The 5,043-nt window shown below is 38.4% G+C and carries 6 protein-coding genes; all 6 read right to left on the bottom strand.

Annotated features, from left to right (window positions below):
* Positions 1 to 282: 282 nt before the first annotated feature.
* Complete coding sequence (locus tag K6C05_RS04235; RefSeq protein ID WP_296731638.1) at positions 283 to 1,353, bottom strand: hypothetical protein; 1,071 nt, start codon at positions 1,351 to 1,353, stop codon at positions 283 to 285.
* Between the two features lie 39 nt (positions 1,354 to 1,392).
* Positions 1,393 to 2,244, bottom strand: a complete 852-nt coding sequence (locus tag K6C05_RS04230) for a hypothetical protein (protein WP_296731635.1) — start codon at positions 2,242 to 2,244, stop codon at positions 1,393 to 1,395.
* A 541-nt stretch (positions 2,245 to 2,785) separates the two neighbouring features.
* Positions 2,786 to 3,751, bottom strand: coding sequence for a hypothetical protein (locus tag K6C05_RS04225; RefSeq protein ID WP_296731632.1), 966 nt, complete (start codon positions 3,749 to 3,751; stop codon positions 2,786 to 2,788).
* 65 nt (positions 3,752 to 3,816) lie between these two features.
* Positions 3,817 to 3,933: a helix-turn-helix transcriptional regulator gene (locus K6C05_RS11015; RefSeq protein WP_363317161.1), complete on the bottom strand. Its 117-nt coding sequence runs from the start codon at positions 3,931 to 3,933 to the stop codon at positions 3,817 to 3,819.
* Between the two features lie 116 nt (positions 3,934 to 4,049).
* Positions 4,050 to 4,730: a hypothetical protein gene (locus tag K6C05_RS04220; RefSeq protein WP_296731629.1), complete on the bottom strand. Its 681-nt coding sequence runs from the start codon at positions 4,728 to 4,730 to the stop codon at positions 4,050 to 4,052.
* Between the two features lie 50 nt (positions 4,731 to 4,780).
* Positions 4,781 to 5,043: hypothetical protein (locus K6C05_RS04215; RefSeq protein WP_296731627.1), on the bottom strand; the 263-nt coding region annotated here is incomplete at its 5' end.

Here is a 5,043-nt window from a genome sequence, read left to right as displayed (position 1 = left end):
CCATCTAGCCATAACGAAGGCAGATATATCGACTTCCGTACTGTCAACTACGTCGTCCTTTGGATTTATAGTCTTTCGGTGCTCAATCACTATCCCTGCAACCATGCTGTCTACGCTTCGTGTAGCACGTTACCATGCCACCCGCAAGACTCGCTTCCGATGCTGCGGCTTACAGCTTATCGAGCGGACGTTTGCAATCCGCTATATGAAGCGCCCTTAGCAGGGCGCACTGACAGGCACCAATGTTATGAAAATACTTTTCCTTGACCATCATTAAACTCCCTAAATCTTCTCAAACGCCTTACGATCTATCACAGCCCAAAATATCTGAAGCATAACAGCTGAGAAGCACAATGCATACGGATCGAATGTAATACTGGCCCCATGCATGATTGAATTCCTCAGATTGACCTTCTTCGTCGAGAACAGTATATCCAGCACATCGTAATAAGACTTTTTGATATGCTTTTTTGCAAATGGATTATTTAAGAACTGTCCGAGAGTGATTGGATTGTTTCTGAAAGTACCCAGGATTATCTGCTCTGCATCATCAGGTATCAATCCTGCTCTATCAAATAAATCCCGGCAGTGCCTCATTGCATCTTCTCGGCTGCCATCCATATATTGGGATTGGCTAAGAATCAAATTTATAAACTGCTTATCATCCTCCGACAACTCAATCTCTCCATTTTTACACTTCTCAGATAGCTGCATCATCAGCTTTATAACAAGCCCCTGCTGCATGAAACTTATCATGAAGCGTTCTATAAGACTTGGCAGCGCGAAACTTGCAAAGTAAGGCTTATTATTTTGGTATAACTGCTCACGCTGAAGATCAGATATTGCCTTCTCCCTTGCTGCCCCCGCATCATCAGTTAAAGGATGAAATACCAGATCAAATGGATACTTGGGAGGCATATTCTTAAGCACACTGATATAGTCATACAGCACGCTCTGGTATACATTTGGATAATCTGTGACCATTCTCCCCAACACGATGTCAGGTAGATGCCCTTCATCCACAAGCCATTCGTGGTAGTTATAAAGGATGCATCCAAGATGGTAATCAAACTCAATTGCAAGAAGATGATTTTCCATCCATTCTTTTTTGTGTTCCTCTGATCTGAAAGATCCAAATGGTTCAGGTAGGACAGCTGTGCCCTTATCGAATTCATAGATATCTACAAACTCTGTGAAGATATCTTCGAGGGTACTATAGAATGCAGGCGACCCGTATGGATATGATTTCAACGCATTGATTCTGGGCTCCAAAAATCTCGAATTCTCATCAGCATTGACAAGAACATTATTTTGGAGTGGTCCTATCTTGAAAATTTTCTTTGGGTATTTCATCGTTCTCTCTTTCAGAAGGATGATCTTTAGGGGCAATACCTAATCCTTCATATGGACTTTAACATCTATCTGAACTTCGCAGTAGTAATCATAGCCGCCTGGAATCTGACCATCCAACGCACTATATCCTACCAATGCTCCATCCTTTGTTATAATTTCATTCGGAAGGGGAATCCATTCATCTTTTCCAATCCCTTCGTTACACAATCTCGCCGATCCATCCAGATACTCGATAAAGAAGTACCGCTCACTCTTTAATGTGACTCCATCCCAGTATCTTGCAGGAACCGCGTTAGAGGAATCTAAATATCCGATTATATTCTGCTGCTTAGAAAACTGTGTCGGCAAGCTAAAGGTTACTTTTACATCCTTTGCAACTGCATCAAAGCCTCCGGGATTATCATTGTGAATATAGAGACGAATAGTATATGTTTCTCCGTCTTCCACTTCCAATGTATTTGCATGCCATCCATTCGTTTCATCAATTTGACGAGCGCCAACGTAATTAAACTCATGACCTATGAGTCCATCACTGATAGAGTTAAAGGTGATTAGACTGCCCAACTTTCCTGCGTCAATCTCATCGCTTGAATATGCCCGGCGACCGTTGGTATTATCACCCCAGCCGCCATTCGAATCCCACACATCTATTTCTGCGCTCTGGTGATACGAATTACCATTAATAGAAACACTTGCTGTTATGCATTCAGCTTCAGTTATTGACGGATCTATTGCCTTGATATAGAAGAATACTTCAACTGATTCACCTGGAGAATAATCGCCAATATTTACACCCTCATTTTCTATTTGACCCTCAATGGAATACCCGTCTGGAAATTTATCATCATAGAGTGTAATACCATCAACTATTTCAATATTGTCCGTTAACACACATGTCAATTTGACATTTTTAACTTTATAGCTATTCTCGTTAGTGAAAATAACTCTGCATTGAGCTCTTTCATCTTTAGCAACATAACGAAGGCAGATATATCGACTTCCGTACTGTAAACTACGTCGTCCTTTGGATTTATAGTCTTTCGGTGCTCAATCACTATCCCTGCAACCATGCTGTCTACGCTTCGTGTAGCACGTTACCATGCCACCCGCAAGACTCGCTTCCGATGCTACGGCTTACAGCTTATCGAGCGGACGTTTACAATCCGCTATATGAAGCGCCCTTAGCAGGGCGCACTGACAGACACAAATGTCCTTATAATATCATATAGGGATTAAAATATATTCTAAAATTCACTTTTTTAATCCAGTGCGAATGTCTATTCCGGGACGTAAATGCGTCAATTTTACTTGACGATCAATAACACCGAGCAAGTCACAGAAAAACTTGACATAACAGTACCTGGAACCTAATTGTTAACCACCAGAAATTCTACGACTATGCATCTGTATAATTCACTCAAATGGCAACTCCTCATCCTTGCATATAATCCATGATATCATCTATATATCCTATTGCCGTTATGCTTTTATCTCTTCCATATTTTAACATATATGCCAATCTAGAATTCTCCACTATCGTAATAACATATTTATTAATCTCGAATGAGTGAAGCGTTAATTTTACCTGTGTTTTATCAATTAGGCCATCAAAACCTGCTTCTTTAGTTATATTCCAAAAATCATCACGAAGTATCATTTCACTTCTGCGTAAATAATTATGTATCTGATTCCATTTCAGAACTATGTTTATAGGTGAACCATCACCTGCTTCTCCACCTCCCATTGGCATATATAAATCATTTCCAATGGCTACAAATGTATTAACTTGTGCTTTCTGTAAAACCCCCATTTCTTTATCTGTTAAAACCTGATCAATACTAGCACCCTCTATCTTACATCTTCCAAGAAGTGATGGCCAATTTCTATGAACTATACTTAAATATTCCTGCCTTGACCATATATTTTCCGCATTATGGGGTAAAATTTGTAACATATATACAGTTTCATCATTTACTATCGCCAACAAGAGCATATTTGATCTGGCTGAAAATTTTGAATTTCTATTATCCAATTTATCAGTTATATGAAAATGATATATATTCCAATAATTTAATAAATTATCCTCAAACAAACCATTATCTATACTTTTGGTCAAATACGGATTTAAATTTGAACCATTCTCAATTTTTTGCTCCATAGATTTTAATGCATTTTCATATTCTAATGGGCAACTAAATACATCGGATTTTAAAATATTTCTAGGCTTGATAGGTATTCTTCTATGGAGATATCTCATATAATCCAAATACGCGGAATCTTTATGTTTGATAGAAATATTATGTTGTTTTAATATTTTTTCGGCATATTTATTTAAATCATCTACAAGGTTAATATTAGGATCATTATAACCATTATACAAAGTCACAGTCACCTCCATAATATTGAGTTTCGTTGAAACCTTACTTTCTTACTTGCCTCTTTTTATTATACGAAAATCAATATTCAATCAATAAACCATAAGCTTATAGTACTCGGTACTATCCCTGTCCTCTCTCCAAATTCCTTCTGAGTCATATTTAATTGTTTTAATCTTTCAAAAATACACTCACTAATAGTCATAATATTATCCTCATAATTATGGAAAGATCAATTCACAATATAGAACTATTTTAAATTATATGGATTTTATATTACAAAACAAATTTGTCAATATCCCTAATCTCTGCACCTATCTATCACTTTACTACAGTAAACTCAATGACTTTTGCATCAAAATACTCATTATTTAATGCCGTTAATGCTGAATCATCCTTTACACCGCCATTTTCATCCGCATCAACATCATGGAGATCTGAGTGCAGATAATAAGTCGCATTGCCCGATGAATCAAATTTTTCAGAAGCTTCCTCCTCAATAGCCAATACACCATCATCAGTCACAGTATATTTTTTAATTGAGTGATGAGAAGCCGCATAAAGATAGTTTCCAGAAACAGCAAGTGGAGTAGCAGTCCCACCTGCACTTACACTGCCACAGTACTGGATCTTGTCATCCCCATCCATACAATATACATCCGCTATTATAGCTTCTCTCGTCTCCGCCCCGTCATCGCCGAATGTTTCGGCAGTAACTAAAAGAGTGTCCTGGTTTCCCAGCTTAACCTCTGCGTACCCCATATCCGTAGTGAGCTTAGCAATTGCCTGCTTAAAATCTTTACAGTCACTAATATCTATAGCGACATATTTCTCCTCTGTATCAGATTGTGCTTCTGTCATTTCCTGATCTAATGTTTCAGCCTGTGCTGTAGTTTCTGCCTCACTGGACGGTGCCTCAGGAATGCTTGCTGCGTTGTTACATGCCGCCAATACTACCCCCGACATAACAACTGCTAATCCAATGTGTAATTTCTTTTTCATATAACGCCTCCACACCAAATATAAGCTTTTCATTATGCATATTTTCTACTTTAACTGTTACTCCCCAGCCACACGCCATTTGATATGACCTTGTCACCACGTATCATGCTATTGACACTATTAAGTGGTACAACCTCAACATAATAGTTGCCCGGCTCTCTGACAAGCGCACTTACATTATAATTTAAAATATTTACGGTCTCCTCTTTCTTACCCTGAGCAGTTAACTTTTCATCCTTTGCAGTACCAGTAGGTCCATTAGCTCCATCACCATGCACAATCCTTTTTTCCTGATGCTGAGTTGTATTAGAGG

It is taken from the genome of Anaerovibrio sp. (assembly GCF_024697385.1).
Taxonomy (GTDB): Bacteria; Bacillota; Negativicutes; order Selenomonadales; family Selenomonadaceae; genus Anaerovibrio.
This window is presented reverse-complemented; position numbering and strand designations above follow the sequence as displayed.

Coding starts and splice junctions, on each gene's coding strand:
- K6C05_RS04235 (WP_296731638.1), bottom strand. CDS start 1,353: ATGAAATACCCAAAGAAAATTTTCAAGATAGGACCACTCCAAAATAAT.
- K6C05_RS04225 (WP_296731632.1), bottom strand. CDS start 3,751: ATGGAGGTGACTGTGACTTTGTATAATGGTTATAATGATCCTAATATT.
- K6C05_RS11015 (WP_363317161.1), bottom strand. CDS start 3,933: ATGACTATTAGTGAGTGTATTTTTGAAAGATTAAAACAATTAAATATG.
- K6C05_RS04220 (WP_296731629.1), bottom strand. CDS start 4,730: ATGAAAAAGAAATTACACATTGGATTAGCAGTTGTTATGTCGGGGGTA.